Here is a 17,750-nt window from a genome sequence, read left to right on the forward strand (position 1 = left end):
TCGTTCACATCGGTGGTCGGGATCACGTGGCCCGCGCGGGCGCTCAGCCGGACGCCTCGGACTGCCGCAGCCGCCGCATCGGGACGACCGCGAACGCGGCGGCGGCGATGACGAGCAGCAGCCCGGAGACGATGATCGAGCCGGCGACGCTCACCAGCTGGGCCACCACACCGCCGACGATCACGCCGACGACGGTGAAGTTGACCATGAGCGCGTTCAGCAGGCCGACGCCGCGGCCGCGCAGTTCCTCGGGCAGGTCGCGCAGCACGGTGTTGGCCACAGGCACCTGGAACAGGCCCGAGCCGAGGCCCGCCAGCACGCACCAGAGCGAGATGACGACCATGCCGAGCCGGTCGGCCAGCCAGCCGGTCGGGCCGAGCAGCAGCAGCGACAGCCCGAACAGCATCACCGCGCCGATGAGCAGCCTGTTGGACGAGTACCGCCGCACCAGCCCGGGGCCGATGAGCGCGCCGAGGATCGACCCGGCGCCGAACATGGCCTGGGCGACGCCGAACTGAAGGGCGGACAGGTCGAAGACGGTCAGCAGCTGGGCGTTCAGGTTGGTGGTGAACAGCCCGAGGACGATCATCACCGGCACCAGGAACGCGCCGAGGAAGCGCAGCGAGGGCACCGCCATCACCCCGCGCACGCCGGTGCGCAGCGCCTGCCAGTACGGCTCGCGCCCGGCGCCGCCCGCCACCGGCACCTCCCGCAGCACTCCCATGCTGCCGAGCAGCACCGCGGACACCACGAAGGTGGCGGCGTTGACGCCGAGCACGACCGGCACGCTGCCGAGGGCGATCAGCAACCCGCCCAGCGCCGGGCCGACCAGGTTGATGGTGTGGTTGGTGCTCTGGAACAGCGCGACCGCCGCCGGGATGCCGTGCCCGCCGACGATCTTCGGAATGGCGCTGATGCGGGCGGTCTCGAAGAACGCCTTGCCGACCCCCTCCAGGAGGATGAGCAGGAGCAGCAGCCACGCCGAGCCGCGGGCCGGGATCATCGCCAGCACGATGACCACCCGGGCCAGGTCCGAGCCGACCAGCAGCACCCGCGCGGGGACGTGGTCGGCCAGCGGGCCGATGAACGCGGCCAGCACGCCCGCCGGGAGCATCTGCGCGAGGATGACCAGCGCGATGAGCAGCGCCGGGGCGTCGGTCAGGGTGGCCGCCACGTAGATCAGCGTGACCCGCGCGGTGGCGTCGCCCAGGAAGGACGCGACCACCGCCAGCCAGTACCTGATGTACGTCCCGTCCTTCAGCAGCTCAAGCATGCGCGCCCTCGGTTCCGATGTCCTGTCTGAGGACGGTGTGCTCGCGGAAGACCTCGTTGATCACCGCGGCCACCGCCTGGACGCGGGGTGCCCGCATCACGGTGTAGTGGTTGCCCTCGGCCTCGCGGACGTCCAGGTCGCCGGCGGCCAACTCCCGCCACCGCGCGGCGATGTCGTGCTCCTCCTCGGCCGCGCGGACCAGCGTGATCCTGCCCTTCAGCGGGGAGGGCCGGTAGTTCCACAGCAGCCGCAGGTTGGCGACCCACAGGTCGAGGACCTCGGCGATCTGCTCGCGGCCGGCGTCCGGCGGCAGGTAATCGGCCGCGCGGGCGAGCCCGAGAAGGTAGTCCAGGTGCTCCTCGGGCGTCATCGCGTGCAGCTCGGCGAGGGGCTTGAGGGCTGCGCCGTAGTCCCAGATGAGGTTGGCGGCCACCGCCTCGACGATCTCGGCGCGGTCGGGCTCCTCGCCGGCGGCGACCGGCTCGGGCGCGTGGGAGTCGATGAGCACGACCGACACCATCTCCCCCGCGTCCTCAAGCTCGCGGGCGACGGCGTAGGCGTTGGACCCGCCGTAGCACCATCCGGCCAGGTGGTAGGGCCCGTGCGGCTGCACCTGGCGGATGAGCTCGGCGTAGGCGGCGGCGCGGTCCTCGAACCGGGGGAACGGCAGCGCGCCGTCCACCGGCGGCGGGGAGGCCAGCGCGTACAGCGGCCGGCCGGCGGGCTCCACATGCCGGGCGAACGGCATGTAGCAGACGACCTCGCTGCCGGCCGGGTGGGCGAAGAAGACCGGCGAGCCGGTGCCGTCCCCGCCGATGCGCACCAGGTGGACGCCGGTCTCCTCCTGGTAGCCCTCGCGCAGCATGCGGGCGAAGCGTTCGACCGTGGCACCCTGGAAGATCGCCGCCATGGGCAGCCGCCGCCCGAAGCGCCGCTCGATCTCGGCCATCAGGCGCAGCACGAGCAGGGAGTGGCCGCCGAGGTCGAAGAACCCGTCGTGGACGCCGATCGGCGCGACGCCGAGGACCTCTTCCCAGACCCGCGCCACCTCCAGTTCCACGGGGTCGCGGGGCGGGGCGTAGTCCGCGGCGCTCCGCTCGGACGGCGGCTCGGGCAGCGCCTTCCGGTCGATCTTTCCGCTGGTGGTGAGCGGGAAGACACCGACCTGGACGAACGCCGAGGGGATCATGTAGTCGGGCAGGGACGCGCGCAGGTGGTCGCGCAACTCGCCGGGACGGGGCGCGTCGCCCTCGATGTAGGCCACCAGGCGCGGGTCGCCGGGACGGTCCTCGCGCAGCATCGCCACCGCCCGCCGTACGGCCGGGTGGTCCTCCAGCCGGGCCTCGACCTCGCCCAGCTCGATACGGAAGCCGCGCAGCTTGATCTGGCCGTCGCCACGGCCGAGGAAGACCAGCGAGCCGTCCTCGCGCAGCCGTACCCGGTCGCCGGTCGCGTACAACCGCGCCCCGGGACGGCCGCCGATGTGGTCGGGGACGAACCTCTCGGCGGTGAGGCCGGGGCGGCCGCGGTAGCCGCGGGCCACGCCGTCGCCGCCCAGGTACAGGTCCCCCGGCACGCCGACCGGCACCGGCTCCAGGCGTTCGCCGAGCACGTAGGCCTGGGTGTTGGCCAGGGGACGGCCGATGGAGATCGGCTCGGTGCCGGCGTCCATCCGATGGGCGGTGGACCAGATCGTCGTCTCGGTCGGCCCGTACACGTTCCAGGTGCGGCCGGGCTGCCGGACGAGCCGCTCGGCCAGTGCGGGCGGCAGCGCCTCGCCGCCGACCAGGATCCGCATCCCGGCCGCGTCGCTCCACCCGGCCTCGACCAGGAGCTGCCAGGTGGCCGGGGTCGCCTGCATGACGGTCGCGCCCTCGCGGGCGAGCAGCGCGGCCAGGCGGTGGCCGTCCTGGGCGTCCTCGGCGCGGACGACGGCGACCCGCCCGCCGGTGATCAGTGGCGCGTACAGCTCCAGGCCCGCGATGTCGAAGGAGACCGAGGTGACGGCGGTGAGCACGTCGCCCTCGCCGAGCCCCACCTCGCCGGCCATCGCGAGCAGCAGGTTGACCAGGGCCCGGTGGGTGACCTCGACGCCCTTGGGGCGGCCGGTCGAGCCGGAGGTGTAGATGACGTAGGCCAGCCGCTCGTCCCGCAGGACGGGCTCGCGCGGGACCGGCGGCGCGCCGGCGATCGCCTCGGCGTCGGCGTCCACGCGCACGCGCCCGCCGGGGCAGCCGGCCACGACGTCGAGCAGGTCCTCCCGTGTCAGGACGAGCCGCGTGCCGGCGTCGGCGGCCATGACGGCGAGCCGCAGCGGCGGGTGACGCGGGTCCAGGGGCAGATACGCGCCCCCGGCCATCAGCACGGCGAGCAGCCCGACGACCAGGTCGCATGACCGCTCCAGGCAGACGCCGACCACGGTCTCGTCGCCCACGCCCTCGGCCTGCAGGTGGGCGGCCAGCCTGCCCGCGCGGCCCACCAGCTCGGCGTAGGTGAGCCGCTCGTCGCCGCAGGACACCGCGACCGCGCCGGGGGTCGCGCGGGCCTGGCGGCGGACGAGGTCTTCCAGGCACAGGCCGGGCTCGCGTGCGGCGGCGGTGCGGTTCCACTCCACCAGCACGGTCTCGGCCTCACCCGGGGCGAACAGCTCCAGCTCGCCCACCGGCCGGCCGGGCTCGGCGACCATCTGCTCCAGCAGCCGCTCCAGCTGCCGGCTCATCCGGGCGATCGTGCTCGGGTCGAACAGGTCGGTGTTGTACTCCAGCATGCCGAAGAAGCGGTCCTGCCCCAGCGACCGGTCGTCGAAGAAGCCGAGCGTCACGTCGTCCTTGGCGGTGAAGTTGTCCAGCATGAGCTCTTCGACCTCCAGGCCCTCCATCGGCGCGGCGTCCTCGTGCAGGAAGTCCACGTAGATGAACGACGTCTGGTAGACCGGGGTGCGGCTCGGGTCCCGTTCGACGTCGAGCTCGTCGAGCAGGGTGCCGAACGGGATGTCGTTGTGGTCGAAGGCGCCCACCATGGTCGTGCGGGCGGCCCTGAGCAGCTCCGCGACGGTCATGCCGCGGTCGATCGTCGTGCGGAGCGGAAGCATGGTGAGGAAGTAGCCGACCATCGGCTCGGTCTCCGGCCGGGCCCGGGTGGAGGACGTGGTGCCGACCACGATGTCGCGCTGGCCGGTCAGCCGGTGCAGCAGGAGCTGCCAGGCGGCCAGCAGGGCGACGTTGACCGTCACCTCCTCGCGCCGGGCGAGGTCGCGGATCGCCTGGGTCAGCCCGGCCGGCAGCCGGAACTGGTGGCGGGCGCCGTGGAAGGTCTGCACCGGCGGGCGAGGCCGGTCGGTGGGGAGCTCCAGCACCAGCTCGGCGCCCTCCAGCCGCTTCTTCCAGTACGGAAGGTGCTTGCCCAGCACCTCTTCGCGCATCCACCGCGGCTGCCACTCGGCGTAGTCGGGGTAGTGGATCTCGATGGCGGGCAGCCGGGGCTCGCGGCCGGTCGCGTACGCCGAGTACAGCTCGGCGATCTCCGCGTTGAAGATGCCCATGGACGAGCGGTCCCAGACGAGGTGGTCCACCGTGCCGGCCAGGACGTGCTCGCGCTCGTCCATGCGGAACAGCGCGACGCGCAGTAGGGGGCCGTGGACGATGTCGAACGGCGTGCGCACCTCCTCGGTGGCCAGCCGCAGCATCTCCTCCTCCCGGAGGGCGGCCGGGACGCCACGCAGGTCCTCGTGCCAGACGGCCACCGACAGGCATTCGTGCACGACCTGCACCGGGGTCAGGCCGTCCAGCTCGAAGGTGGTGCGCATCGCCTCGTGCCGCGCCACGAACGCGTCCACCGCCCGTCGCAGCGCGGCGGTGTCGAGCGGGCCACGCAGGCGCGAGGCGAAGAACACGTTGTAAGCCGGGTCCGCGGGGTCGAACTGGTGGATGAGCCAGATGCGCTCCTGGTCCACGGTGAGCCGGGCACGGCGGGGGTCGCTTCGCCTGGGGATCGAGCTCTGGGCGGCGGGGGGCGGGCTCAGGTCGCGCATCCGCTTGTCCAGCAGGGCGCGCTGGGCGGGGCTCAGCCGGGCCAGCCGCTCCGACAGCTCCGTCGGCTCCGTCACTCCCGGCCTCCTCGCGGCCTGGCCCGGTAGCGGTCCTTGAGCTCGCACAGGTGGTCCAGGCCCTTGAGCACCACCTCGGGCTCCAGCCCGAAGTCGACCAGGCACGCGACCTCGTCGGCGCCGAGGTCCACCAGGTCCTCGATCAGCGCCTCGCAGCGGCCGGGGGTCCCGAGCAGAGCCAGCGTGTCGAAGTAGCGCTCGAAGGTGGCGGCGAGCATGACGTCGCGCTCGGCCTCGTCCAGCTTGGAGAACTGGCTGTCGAAGGTGTCCTGCTGGGCGAGGAAGGTCTTGAGGTAGCCGGTCAGCGGGCCGCGCACCTGTTCCTTGACCTCGGCGTCGTCGGAGCCGAGGAAGGTGTGCACCATGACGGTCACCCGTCCGCGCCCGGGGTCGTGCCCGGCCGCGCGCAGCGCCTCCCGATACGCCTGGATCTTCTCGCGCAGGTCGGCCGGCCGCTGCGCCACCAGGCCGGTCAGGACGTTGGCGCCGATGCGCCCCGCGCCGGTGAAGGTCTCCACGCTGCCCTGCGCCGAGATCCACATCGGCAGCCGGGGCTGGAGCGGGCGCGGCAGCGTGCGGACCGGCTGCGTCGTCCCGTCCGCCCGGGACAGCTCGACCGTCTGCCCCGCCCACAGGCGCTGGACGACCTCGATCGCCGCGAACATGTCCTCCTTGCGCCGCGCGTAGCTCTCGTGGCCGCCGGGGGCCAGGATGAAGTCGTTGGGGTGCCAGCCGGAGGCGGCGGAGATGGCGGCCCTTCCCCCCGACAGGTTGTCGACCACCGCCCATTCCTCGGCGACGCGGACGGGGTGGTGCAGCGGCAGGACCGCGCTGCCGGCCCGGATCTGCACCCGCTCGGTCAGGACGGCGATCGCCGCCGCCAGCACCGACGGGTTGGGGTAGAGGCCGCCGAAGTCCACGAAATGGCGTTCTGGCACCCAGATGCCCGAGAAGCCGTGCCGGTCCGCGTACCGGGCGCTCTCCAGCAGCAGCTCGTACTTGCCCGGCCCCTGGACCGAGCCGTCCCCGGAGAAGAAGAACAGGCTGAAGTCCATCGCGCTGGTGTCCCGGCGGGTCCTGCGCGGCGCGGCGGGCGCCCGGCCCGCGTCCCCGCCGCCGGGCGCGTCGGCCAGGGAGGCGGGGGGTTTGAGGTTGCGCTCGCGCATCGCCTGTTCCAGGACCGCGCGCCGGCTCGGCGTCAGCGAGGACATCCGGGACCGGAGCCGGCTCACGTCCGTCTCACCGGACTCGGCGGACTGGGCGGACTGGGTGGGCTCGTCGGACTCGCTAGACATGGTCCCCCTTCAACTTGGCCTCCGCCTCTTCGAGCGACAGGCTCTCGACCTCTCTCAGCAGCGCCTCGAACTCGTCCAGGCCGATGCTCTCGGCCTGGTGCGCGCGGATGGCGGCGGCCAGGCCCGGCACCGTCGGAGCCTCGAAGACCGCGCTCATGGGGATGTCGCCGTACACCTGGCGCAGGCGCGACACGATCTGGATGGCGAACAGGGAGTTGCCACCGAGGGCGTAGAAGTCCTCCTCCGGGCCGATGCTCGGCACGCCCAGCAGGTCACGCCAGACGGACGCGACGTTCTGGGCGACCTCGTCGCCGGGCCAGGTGTCCGCCGGGTCCCAGCCGGTGTCCGGCCCGCGGCCCGCGCCGTGGGATCCCAGGGAGTCGGTGAACGCCGTCGCCGTCAGCCTGGACCCATCGGCGAGGACGTCCTGGAAGTCGACGGTGGAGACGACCACCTGCGGGAGCCCCGAAGCGAGCACGGAGCGGGCCACCGCCAGGCCGTCGGCGGCCGGGATGCCCTGCTCGCGGCGCAGGCGCTCGTACTGCTCGCGCACCTCGGGCAGGCCGGCCATCTGCTCCTCCAGCCAGTCGTCCCATTCCCACTGGCCCCAGTCGACGGCGACCATGTGACGGCCCCGCGCCGCACCCGCCTGGGCGAAGGCGTCGAGGAACGCGGCGGCGGCGCAGTTGTCGGCCTGGCCGAACCCGCCGACGACGCCGGTGGTCGAGGAGTCCAGCAGCAGGAAGTCGAGGTCTTCACCGTCGAGCAGCTCCCCGAGCAGCAGGGTCGACCGCACGCGGTTCGCCAGGACGGGCTCGAAGCGGTCGCGGGTCTTGAGCGCGACCATGCCCGAGCCCCGCGCGCCGGGCATGTGGAACACCCCGCGGATCCGGCCCAGCCGGGAGCGGGCCTCGGCGACGGCGCGGGCCGCCTCCGCCGGGTCCGACAGATCCGCGTCGAGGTAGGTGACTGCGTCGCCGGAGACCAGCGCGGACAGGCGGGCGATCCCGGCCCGCGTGCGCGCGTCGGTGGCGCCGTCGTCCCAGGTGTCGCGGGCGGGGAAGCCCTGGTCGCCGACCATGACGAGGCGGGCGCCCGAGGCGGCCAGGTGCTCGGCGAAGGCCAGCCCGGTCTCGCCCGAGGCCCCGGTGACGAGGTACCCCCCGTCGCGCCGCCAAACCGTCCCGGCGGGCACGGGGCCGAGCTCGACCGGCGCGAAGGCCCGCCTCCATCGCCGGCCGCCGCGGTAGGCGACCAGGGCGTCGCCGCGCGGTCCGGTCAGCTCGGCGGCGAGCCGCTCGGCCAGCGCCCGCAGGCCCGCGTCGTCGGCGGGGACGGTGACGTCCACGGCGCCGCACGTCAGGGCCGCGTACTCCTGGGGCAGCACGGTCACCGCGCCGTACACGGTCGCGCGCTCGGGCAGCCGCACCGGCGAGCCGGCCACGTCGTGCAGGTCGTCGGTCAGCACGTCCACGCGCACGGGCCGGTCGTCCCCGTTCTCGCCGAGCGCCTGGACCAGGGCGACCATGCTGTGGAAGCCGCGCTCCTGACTCTCCTGGTAACGCCGCACGACGTCCTCCGCGCGGCCACGGTCGCCGGCACGATCTCCGGGCGTGTGGTCGCGCGCGGTGGCCGACGCGGGGCCCGCGACGCTCCAGGCGTGCAGGACACGAGCGGGGACGAAGCCGTCCCCCCGCAGCTCCCGCAGGACGCGGCTCAGGTGCTCCGGGCGCGCGGGGTCGGCGCGGAAGACGTCCTCGGCGAGGCGGGCGTAGTCGCGTCCCATGCGCACCGTGGTGACGGCGTGCCCGCGCCCGCGCAACACCTCGGTCAGCCGCCCGGCGAGCCCGGCCTCGTCCGCCAGGACGAGCCACGCGGCCGGTTCCCCGGCCTGGTGGGCGGCCGGTTCCCCCGGCTTCGGCGGCGCGGAGGGGTGCCAGACCGGGGCGTACGTCCAACGGGAAGGGGCGCGCCGGGAGGAGCCCGCGCCGCTCGCGGCGGCGCCGGGCCGGGGAAGCAGGTGGCGGCGGCGCTGGAAGGAGTAGCCGGGCAGCGGCACCCTGCGGCGGGGCTCGTCCCCGTGGAACGCCCGCCAGTCGACGCTCACGCCGCGCCGCCACAGGGCCGCCAGTCCTTCCAGCACGGCCCGGTCCTCGGCCGCCTCGCCTCCTGGGCGCGGCATCAGCGTCACGGTGGTCCCCCGGGCGCCCGCGCCGGCGCGGTGGGCGTCCCGCGCCTGGTGGGGCTGATCGGCCTGGTGGGCGCGGTGGGCGCGGGCCAGCCCGGCGAGCGCGCTGCCCGGGCCGGTCTCGACCAGGACGGCGTCGGCGCCCTGCCCGGCGAGGGTGGCGAGGCCGTCGGAGAAGCGCACCGGCCGCCGGGTGTGGGACACCCAGTACTCCGGGTCGGTGGCCTGCCCGGCGGTGATCCAGGTGCCGGTCACGTTGGACACGAAGGGGATCCGCGGCGCGCCGAGCCGCACGCTCCGGAAGACCTCGGCCAGGCCGGGCAGCGCCGGCTCCACCAGCGAGGTGTGGAAGGCGTGGGAGGTCTCCAGCTCGCGGACGGCGACACCCCGGCCCTCCAGAACGCGGCGGGCCTCGGCGATCTCCTCCGGGCCGCCGGCGACCACGCACGCGGCGGGCGCGTTCACCGCGGCCACCTGCGCCAGGCCGCCGAGGGCCTCGCGTGCCGCGGACTCCTCCAGCGGGACCGACAGCATGCGCCCCGGCGGCAGGTCGTGCATCAGGCGGGCGCGGGCGGCGACCAGGCGCGCCGCGTCCTCCAGGGTGAACACCCCGGCCAGGCAGGCCGCGACGTACTCGCCCAGGCTGTGCCCGATCATCGCCGAGGGGCGCACGCCCCAGGACATGAGCAGCCGCGCCAGCGCGTGGCCGACGCTGAAGACGGCGGGCTGGGTGTGGAGCGTGTCGCGCAGCCGCTCGCGGGCATCGGCTCCGTCTCCGAAGGCCACTTCCCTGACGTCCCGGCCGAGGTGCGGGCGCAGCAGTTCGGCGCACTCGTCCATGGCCTCGCGGAAGACCGGCTCGGTGCGGTAAAGCCGCGCCCCCATGCCGGGGTGCTGGCTGCCCTGCCCCGGGAACATGAACACCACCGGCGGCGGCGTCTCGTGATGATCGGGCGGCGGGGGGACGGCTCCTCCGGACGGCTCCAGGGCGGCGACGGCGCCCGCGCGGTCACGGCACACGACCGCGCGGCGGTGCGCGAAGGCGGTCCGGCCGACCTGGAGCGTGTAGGCGACGTCCGCGAGCGCGGGCCCGCCGTCCCGCAGTTCGCGGGCGAGCAGCGCGGCCGCGTCCTCGGCGGCGGGCGCGGTCCGCGCGGAGACGGGCAGGATGTGCCAGCTCCTGCGCGGAACGTCCCGCGGCGGCGTCACCGGGGGCGCGGCCTCCAGCACGACGTGGGCGTTGGTGCCGCCGACCCCGAAGGCGCTCACCCCGGCGCGCGGCGGGTGGGCGGCCTCCGGCCAGGGTATCCCCTCGGCGTTGACGCGGAAGGGCGTCTTCTCCAGGCCCAGCTCCGGGTTGGGCGTGCGGAAGTGCGGCGCGGGCGGGACGAAGCGGTGTTCGAGCGCCAGCGCCGTCTTGATCAGCCCGGCCACCCCGGCGGCCGCGTCCAGGTGGCCGATGTTGGCCTTCACCGACCCGAGCAGGCACGACCCGGCGGGTACGTCAGGGCCGAAGGCCTCGGTGAGCGCCCGCACCTCGATCGGGTCGCCGAGCGGGGTGGCCGTGCCGTGCGCCTCGACGTACTGGATGGTGGCGGGGTCGACCCCCGCGACCGCGAGCGCCTCGGCGATCACCTCGGCCTGGCCCTCCGGCGAGGGCGCGGTGAAGCCGACCTTGGCCGAGCCGTCGTTGTTGACCGCCGTGCCGCGGATGACGGCGTGGATGTGATCGCCGTCCGCGAGCGCGTCCTCCAGCCGTTTGAGGACGACCAGGCCCACGCCGTCGCCCGAGACGGTGCCGGAGGCGGAGGCGTCGAACGGGCGGCAATGGCCGTCGGCCGAGAGGATCGCGCCCTCCTCGTACCGGTAGCCGCGCGGTTCCAGCTCGCGCACGGCGGCCCCGCCCGCCAGCGCCAGGTCGGACTCGCGGGCGAGCAGGCTCTGCACGGCGAGATGGACCGCCACCAGGGACGAGGAGCAGGCGCTCAGCACGGTGAAGCTGGGCCCGGTCAGGCCGAGCTTGTACGACACCCGCAGCGCCGGCATGCCCGGGTCGTTGCCGATCGCCCTCTGGAGCTCGTCGGAGACCTCGGCGGACCCGGCGCCGGCCACCCGCTCAAGCAGGTAGGTGCTCGACGAGACGCCGACGAACACCCCGGTGCGCGCGCCGGACTCGCGCGGCGGGTACCCGGCGCGCTCCAGGGCGTGCCAGGCGGTCTCCAGCAGCAGCCGGTGCTGGGGGTCCATCAGCTCGGCCTCGGTGCGGGGGACGCCGAAGAACTCGGCGTCGAAGAGGTCGAACCCCTCCACCGGGCGGCCCGCCGGGACGTACGCGGGGTCGTCCAGCAGCCGCTCGGGCACCCCGGCCTCGGCGAGTTCCTCCCGCGTGTAGCGGGTGACCGCCTCCTTGCCCGCGAGCAGATCGGCCCACAGCTCGTCCACGCCGGCCGCGCCGGGGAAGCGCCCGCTCATGCCGATGATGGCGACGCTGTGGCCGGGCGGCCCGGCGTCCGGTTCGTAGGTCATGGGCTCTCCCCTGTGCGCGTCTCCTCCAGCGCCGCGGCGAACTCCCGCACCGTCGGGCCGTCGAACAGCAGCCGGAGCGACGCGGGGACGCCGAGCCGCTCCCGTGCGGCGATCACGACCTGGGCGGCGAGCATCGACTGGCCGCCCAGCTCGAAGAAGTCGTCGTCGAGCCCGACCTGGTCCACCGGCAGCGCCTCGGCCCAGATGTCGGCCAGCGCCTTCTCCATGGGCTTGGCCGGGGCGGCGAAGGCCACGTCCAGGTCCGGCCGCGCGGCGCCGGGCGCGGGCAGGGCGGCCCGGTCGACCTTGCCGTTGGCGGTCAGCGGCAGCCGGTCCAGCGGGACGTACAGGCTGGGCAGCATGTACTCGGGCAGGGTGCGCCGCAGGTGGCCGCGCAGCGCGGACGGCCCGGGCGGCTCGCCGCCGGCGGCCACCCAGTACGCGACCAGGCGCGGCTCCCCGGCCTCGTCGCGGCCCACGACGACCACGGCCTCGCGGACCGCCGGGTGCCGGGTAAGGGCCGCCTCGATCTCCCCCGGCTCGACGCGGTGGCCACGGATCTTGACCTGGTGGTCGAGCCGTCCCAGGTACTCGTGGTCGCCGTCCGAGTGCCGCCGCGCCCGGTCGCCCGACCGGTACGTGCGGGACCCGGGCACCGGCGAGGACGGGTCGGGCACGAAACGCTCGGCCGTGAGGCCCGGCCTGCCCAGGTAGCCGCGCGCGACGCCCGCGCCCCCGACGTGGAGCTCGCCGGGCTCACCGGCGGCCGCGTCCCGGTCGCCGTCGAGCAGGCGCATCGTCCAGCCGGGGATTGCCTCGCCGATCATGCTGCCCGGCGCGGTGTCCGGATCGCCCGCGGTCATCCGCCGGTAGGTCGAGTGGACGGTCGTCTCGGTGATGCCGTACATGTTCACCAGCACCGGCCGGTCGTCCGGGTGCCGCGCGAACCAGGGGCGCAGCGTCGCGGGGGGCAGCGCCTCGCCCGCGAAGACGACCAGGCGCAGTGCCGGGCCGACGCGGGCGCCGGAGCGTTCCGCGAACCGGACGAGCTGGCGGAACGCGGCCGGGGTCTGGTTGAGGACGGTGACCCCCTCCCGGCCCAGCAGCGCGTGGAAGTCCTCGGGCGAGCGGCGGACGTGGTCGGGGACGACGACGAGCCGGCCGCCGTGCAGCAGCGCGCCCCACATCTCCCAGACCGAGACGTCGAAGGCCGCCGGCGCGAACAGCGACCACACGTCGTCAGGGCCGAAGCCGAACAGGTCGCGGGTGCCGCGCAGCAGGCCGGTGAGGTTGCGGTGCTCGACCATCACGCCCTTGGGCGCGCCGGTCGAGCCGCTGGTGTAGATGACGTAGGCGAGGTTGTCCGGACCGGTTCCGGTGCCGTCCGGGGCGGTCACCGGGTACGCGGACAGGTCGGGCCCGCCGCCGCCGAGGTCCACGACGTGCCGGGCGTCCAGGGGGCGGAGGGCGTCGTCGGTGAGCAGGACGCCCGCGCCCGCGTCGGAGATCATGTACGCCAGCCGGTCGTCCGGGCTCGCCGGGTCGAGGGGGACGTACGCGCCGCCCGCCCTGAGCACCGCCAGCAGCGCGACGACCAGCCGCGGCGTGCGCCGCAGCAGCACGGCGACCGGGACCTCGGGGCCGACGCCGAGCGCGCGCAGGTGGTGGGCCAGCCGCGCCGACTCGCGGTCCAGCTCCGCGTAGGTCAGCGGCTCGCCCTCGCCGGTCACCGCCACGGCCTCGCCGCGGACCGCCGCCTGGCGGGCGAACCACGCGTGGATGGTCCCGGGGCCGCCGCCGGGCAGTGCGTCAACGGTCAACGTACGCGCTCCTCTCGGTACGGGGGACGCCTGAGCCGATGGCCGCCAGGCGTGAGAGCGGCGTGTCCGGGTCCGCGGCGGCGCCGGCCAGGGTCGCCTCGTAGGCGGCCAGCAACGCGGCCGGGGTCCGCGGCTCGAAGAGGTCGGTGTCGTACTCCAGCGTCAGCGCCAGCCCCTCGCCGCTCTCCTCGGCGTACAGGCTCAGGTCGTACTTGGCGGTGCCCTGCGGCCCCTGGCGATCGAGCACGGCCCGTTCCAGGCCGGCGAAGGCGAGGGGCGGCGGCTCTTTCAGATAGCTGAACATCACCCGGAAGACGGGCGCGAAGCCGCGGCGGCGGCCTGGCGGCACCAGCGCCTCGACCAGCTTGTCGAAGGGGAGGTCCTGGTGGGCCGACGCGTCGACGACGGCGGCGCGCACGCGGGCGGTCACGTCCCGGAAGCCGGGGTCCCCCGCGAGGCCGACGCGCACCGGGACCATGTTGATCAGGCACCCGACCATGTCCTGCAGCTCGGGGCGGGTGCGCCCGGCGACGGGGCTGCCGACGGTGACGTCGGTGACGCCCGCCCAGCCGGCGAGGAGCACCGCGAAGCCCGCCAGCGTGGTCATGGCGGGCGTCGCCCGCTCGCGTGCGCCGAAGCCGCGCAGGCGGCGGACCAGCGCGGGATCGATCGCGCGGGTGGCGAGGGCCCCGCGGTACCGCGGGGCCGCCGGGCGCGGGCGGTCGGTGGGGACCTCCAGCGCCACGGGGTCCTCGCCGAGTACGCCGCGCCAGTGGTCCACCAGGCCGGCCAGGACGTCGTCGCGCAGCCACTCGCGCTGCCACACGGCGTAGTCGGGGTATTGCGGCGCGGCCGGCAGCCGGGGTTCGGCACCGGCGACCTCCGCGCCGTACAGCGCGGCCAGCTCACGGAAGGCGACGTCCAGGGACCAGCCGTCCACCACGATGTGATGGAAGGTGACGAGGAGCCGGTGCTCGCCCGGCGCGAGCCTGACCAGCCGGGCGCGCAGCGGCGGCGCGGCGGCGAGGTCGAAGGGAAGGGCCGCCTCCTCGGCGGCGACGCGGGCGGCCTCGCCCTCCGGCTCGGCGTGGCCGGTGAGGTCGGTCCACTCCAGGCGCAGGCCCGAGGCGGGGGCGACCCGCTGGTGCGGCCGTCCGCCGGGGGCGGGAAAGCTCGTCCTGAGGGACTCGTGCCGGCCGACCAGCCGGTCCAGCGCCCGCTCCAGGGCGGCGCGATCCAGCGCCCCCCGCAGGTGGAGGATCGCCGGCACGTTGTAGAGCGTCGTCCCGGGGTCGATCTGCTGCATGAACCACATGCGCTGCTGGGCGAAGGACAACGGCGGCGGCCCCTCGCGGGTGCGCGCGGCGGCGACCGGCGCGGGCGGCGGTTCCATGGCGGCCCGGACGCGCCGGGCCATCTCCCCGAGGTCGCCGGCCTCCAGCATCTCGCGCGCGGACACCTCCACGCCGAGCGCCTCGCGCACCAGGGAGGCCAGCCGCTCGGCCGCGCGCACGTCGCCGCCCAGATCGGTGAAGCGGGCGTCCATGGTCACGCCGGTGACGCCCAGAAGCCCGCGCCACAGCTCGGCGAGTTCTTCCTCGACGAATCCCATGGGCGTCATGGACGCGCTTCCGCCGACTTCATGAATTCCCCCAACCGCATGATGCGAAAGTCGAATGACGATGACACCGGCCCGCTGGATCACCTGATCCGGATCATCCGGCAGGTATTACCGGCATTCGCTGGACGCCCCCGCGTGTAGCTTCAGACCGCACTCGCCCGGACGGACCGTAGAGGTGTTTCTTCACGTCGCGGGCTATTGGCGCTGAGACTACCCCGGCCTCTCCCCGCCGTGTCAACGCGGTATTTCGGACTGATCGTGACTCTTCGTGAAGCCACCTGTTCAACAGGGGAATAATCGGGCAGTCCAGCTCCCCAGACAGGCCGTTACATGCCGGACAGTGCACCGGAATGCCCTTCGGAGTTGAATGTCCGAATCGTTTATCGATAGCACCCTCCGACGACCGGATCGCCGTTGACGCACGCGGATCCGGTGGGTCATAGTGGCCACGGGGCCAGACATAAAGGGGATAGTTAAAAATGGTCAGTGAAACCCTCATGCGGGTGGTCGTGAACCATGAGGAGCAATATTCGATCTGGCCGGACGGGCGTGAACTTCCCGCCGGCTGGACGGACACGGGGAAGACCGGCACGAAGGCGGAATGCCTCGCCCATATCGACGAGGTCTGGACCGACATGCGCCCGCTGAGCCTGCGCCGGCGGCTGGAAAAGCATGCGGTCTGACCTCACAGCTCGTAGACGCTCCGAAGGGGACGGGCGTTGAACGGCGACGTGGCGTCCAACGGCGAATCCGCGTGGCTCCTCCCGATCGGGGACGTCCCGCACTCCCCTCATTCCACCTTCATGACCGCTTCCGCACGCGGGCGGCGCGGCGCATTCCTGCGCGGCGGGCCGAAGTGATCGACGGCCGGGTCGGAGGGCACTTCGCCGTCCACGAGACCCCCCGGGCCGTGGCCCGGCTGCTACGGGGGCTCGTACCCGACGCCGGGTGAGCCGTCGCCCCGCCCGGCGCGCGTCCGTCCGCGGGCTCCGGCGTCACCGGCCGCCGCTCGTGATGGGCGTCCCGCGACCCCGGAAATCCGTTTCCGGCGATCACCGGCGACCCCCGCGGGCCCGGCTCCGGGCCCGGCATCGCCCTACGACCAGACAACGCGCCAGACCAACACGAACGGGCCCGGCCCGGGAAGGTAGCGGATGTCCATGGACAGGCACGTCAAGGAAGCAGACGGCCCGATGACGGAGATGCTTCCCGGCTGCCACGCGCGGTTCGTGCACAGCGACACCATGACCGTGGCGCACTGGAAGATCGACGCCGGCGGCGAGATCCCCCCGCACACCCACCCGCACGAGCAGATCGTCAACCTGCTCGAAGGCACCTTCGAGATGCGCGTGGGGGACGACGTCTTCACGATGGCCCCCGGCGACAGCGTCATCGTCCCCGGCGGCGTGGAGCACTCCGCCCTCGCGCGCACCGACGTGCGGTGCATCGACGTCTTCCACCCGGCACGGGACGACTACCGGATCTGAGGAGGGCGACATGGTGGAAGACCTCGAACTGCACACCCTCGGCCCCACCGGGACCAACTGCGAGGCCGCGGCCCGCCACTGGCTGCGCAGCCGCGGCGCCGACGACACGCGCGTCGAGCTGCATCCCACGCTGGAGGACGCCGTCACCGCCGTCCTCGCCGATCCTGACCGCAGCGCGCTGCTGGCCTGCGTGGTGTACCCGGACCTGCACAACATCGTCTTCGGCAACCTCGACAGCCTGGCGCTGCGTGACTGCTTCGTGATGCCGACGCACTCGATGGTGCTCGCCTCCCGGGGGGGCGAGGCCCCGCGGACGGTGGCCAGCCACGCCGCCCCGGTGAGCCTGATCGACCACATGGACGTGCGGATCCGGCTGGTCGACAGCAACGCCCAGGCGGCGCTGGACTGCGCCGCGGGCGAGGTGGACGCGTGCGTGACCACGTCCGTGGCCGCGGAGGCGGCCGGGCTCACCGTGCTGAAGGACTTCGGCCCGGTGCCGATGGGCTTCAGCGTGCACGCCCCGCACGAGATCGAGGTCTGAGGTGCGTGAGCCGTCGACGACCCACGTCTACTTCGACGGGCAGATCACCGAGGCGGACAAGGCACGGCCCTCCCTGTGGAGCTACTCCCTGCACTACGGGTACGGCGTCTTCGAGGGCCTGCGCGCGTACGACCACGGGGGAACGGCCCGGATCTTCCGCCTGGACGAGCACGTCGAGCGCCTGTACGCCTCGGCGCGGACCCTCGGGATACCCCTGGAGCACGACCGCGCCGCCCTCGCCGAGGCCCATCACGAGGTGCTGCGGGCCAACGGCCTCACGGCCGGGTACATCCGGCCGATCGTCTTCGTGGGAGACGGCCTGTCCGGGCTGACGACCAGGGACCTGGACGTGCACGTGGCCATCCTCGCGTGGAGCTGGGAGGCCGGCCACGCCGTGCCGCCGCCCGGCGTGCGGCTGTGCGTGTCGGCACGCCGCCGCCCGCCGGCGGACTCCTTCCCGCCGCACGCCAAGGCGACGGGCAACTACGTCGTGTCCAAGCTGGCCCACAACGAGGCGGTCGCGCGCGGGTACGACGACGCGGTCATGCTCGACGCCGACGGGCACGTGGCCGAGGCCACGGCTCTGAACATCTTCGCCGTCCGCGGCGACCGCCTGCTCACGCCGGCCCCGCACGCCTGCCTGCCCGGCATCACCCGGGCCGCCGTCATGGAACTGGCGGCCGGCGCCGGGCTCGACGTCCGCGAGGCGGTGATGGACGTCCCGGCGCTGACCGGCGCCGACGAGGTGTTCCTCACCAGCACGGCGGCGGGCGTCCGTCCCGTATGGCAGGTGGAGGAGCGGCCGATCGGCTCCGGGACGACCGGCCCGGTCACGCGGCGGCTGGCGGAGCTCTACGACGACCTGGTGAGCCGATGAAGAGGAGTGTGCGAGAA

Annotated in this window: 10 protein-coding genes and 1 pseudogene; 4 read left to right on the plus strand and 7 right to left on the minus strand. The window is 74.1% G+C overall.

The genetic code is table 11. The features are described 5' to 3' along the window. Positions 1-43: 43 nt before the first annotated feature. From DQ384_RS29950 to DQ384_RS29975, 7 genes and pseudogenes are all read right to left on the minus strand, one after another. Positions 44-1,273 (minus strand): MFS transporter, encoded by a 1,230-nt coding sequence (locus DQ384_RS29950; protein WP_114032236.1) that lies wholly within the window; start codon positions 1,271-1,273, stop codon positions 44-46. After that, positions 1,266-5,378, minus strand: coding sequence for a non-ribosomal peptide synthetase (locus DQ384_RS29955; RefSeq protein WP_114032237.1), 4,113 nt, complete (start codon positions 5,376-5,378; stop codon positions 1,266-1,268). Before DQ384_RS29955 ends, DQ384_RS29950 begins: the two co-directional genes overlap by 8 nt. Continuing rightward, complete coding sequence (locus DQ384_RS29960) at positions 5,375-6,673, minus strand: MupA/Atu3671 family FMN-dependent luciferase-like monooxygenase (RefSeq protein ID WP_220183217.1); 1,299 nt, start codon at positions 6,671-6,673, stop codon at positions 5,375-5,377. The genes DQ384_RS29955 and DQ384_RS29960 overlap by 4 nt, the downstream gene beginning before the upstream one ends. Further along, positions 6,666-11,387 (minus strand): type I polyketide synthase, encoded by a 4,722-nt coding sequence (locus DQ384_RS29965; protein ID WP_114032238.1) that lies wholly within the window; start codon positions 11,385-11,387, stop codon positions 6,666-6,668. The genes DQ384_RS29960 and DQ384_RS29965 overlap by 8 nt, the downstream gene beginning before the upstream one ends. Beyond that, the gene (locus DQ384_RS44295; protein WP_425451532.1) at positions 11,384-11,947 is read right to left on the minus strand and encodes an AMP-binding enzyme; all 564 of its coding nucleotides are present in this window, start codon (positions 11,945-11,947) and stop codon (positions 11,384-11,386) included. Before DQ384_RS44295 ends, DQ384_RS29965 begins: the two co-directional genes overlap by 4 nt. Further along, positions 11,930-13,123 (minus strand): annotated as a pseudogene (locus tag DQ384_RS44300) (amino acid adenylation domain-containing protein); the annotation flags it as partial. The pseudogene DQ384_RS44300 and the gene DQ384_RS44295, both read right to left, overlap by 18 nt. A 73-nt stretch (positions 13,124-13,196) precedes the next feature. Then, the gene (locus DQ384_RS29975; protein WP_114032240.1) at positions 13,197-14,828 is read right to left on the minus strand and encodes a condensation domain-containing protein; all 1,632 of its coding nucleotides are present in this window, start codon (positions 14,826-14,828) and stop codon (positions 13,197-13,199) included. A gap of 479 nt (positions 14,829-15,307) precedes the next feature. On the opposite strand from DQ384_RS29975, the gene DQ384_RS29980 reads away from it, so the two are divergent. From DQ384_RS29980 to DQ384_RS29995, 4 genes are all read left to right on the plus strand, one after another. After that, positions 15,308-15,511, plus strand: coding sequence for an MbtH family protein (locus tag DQ384_RS29980; protein WP_114032241.1), 204 nt, complete (start codon positions 15,308-15,310; stop codon positions 15,509-15,511). Positions 15,512-16,021: 510 nt separating this feature from the next. Next, a complete protein-coding gene (locus DQ384_RS29985) occupies positions 16,022-16,315 on the plus strand; it encodes a cupin domain-containing protein (RefSeq protein WP_181871494.1) in 294 nt (97 codons plus the stop codon). Positions 16,316-16,325: 10 nt separating this feature from the next. Then, positions 16,326-16,856 (plus strand): type 2 periplasmic-binding domain-containing protein, encoded by a 531-nt coding sequence (locus DQ384_RS29990; RefSeq protein WP_114032243.1) that lies wholly within the window; start codon positions 16,326-16,328, stop codon positions 16,854-16,856. Between the two features lies 1 nt (position 16,857). Next, positions 16,858-17,733, plus strand: coding sequence for a branched-chain amino acid transaminase (locus tag DQ384_RS29995; RefSeq protein ID WP_114032244.1), 876 nt, complete (start codon positions 16,858-16,860; stop codon positions 17,731-17,733). Positions 17,734-17,750: the final 17 nt, after the last annotated feature.

This window comes from Sphaerisporangium album (assembly GCF_003323745.1).
Lineage (GTDB): Bacteria > Actinomycetota > Actinomycetes > Streptosporangiales > Streptosporangiaceae > Sphaerisporangium > Sphaerisporangium album.

Bases quoted from the DNA above. Each gene is read 5' to 3' on its own strand.
- DQ384_RS29950 (WP_114032236.1), bottom strand. From the start codon at position 1,273: ATGCTTGAGCTGCTGAAGGACGGGACGTACATCAGGTACTGGCTGGCG.
- DQ384_RS29960 (WP_220183217.1), bottom strand. From the start codon at position 6,673: ATGTCTAGCGAGTCCGACGAGCCCACCCAGTCCGCCCAGTCCGCCGAG.
- DQ384_RS29965 (WP_114032238.1), bottom strand. From the start codon at position 11,387: ATGACCTACGAACCGGACGCCGGGCCGCCCGGCCACAGCGTCGCCATC.
- DQ384_RS29975 (WP_114032240.1), bottom strand. From the start codon at position 14,828: ATGACGCCCATGGGATTCGTCGAGGAAGAACTCGCCGAGCTGTGGCGC.
- DQ384_RS29980 (WP_114032241.1), top strand. From the start codon at position 15,308: ATGGTCAGTGAAACCCTCATGCGGGTGGTCGTGAACCATGAGGAGCAA.
- DQ384_RS29985 (WP_181871494.1), top strand. From the start codon at position 16,022: ATGACGGAGATGCTTCCCGGCTGCCACGCGCGGTTCGTGCACAGCGAC.
- DQ384_RS29990 (WP_114032243.1), top strand. From the start codon at position 16,326: ATGGTGGAAGACCTCGAACTGCACACCCTCGGCCCCACCGGGACCAAC.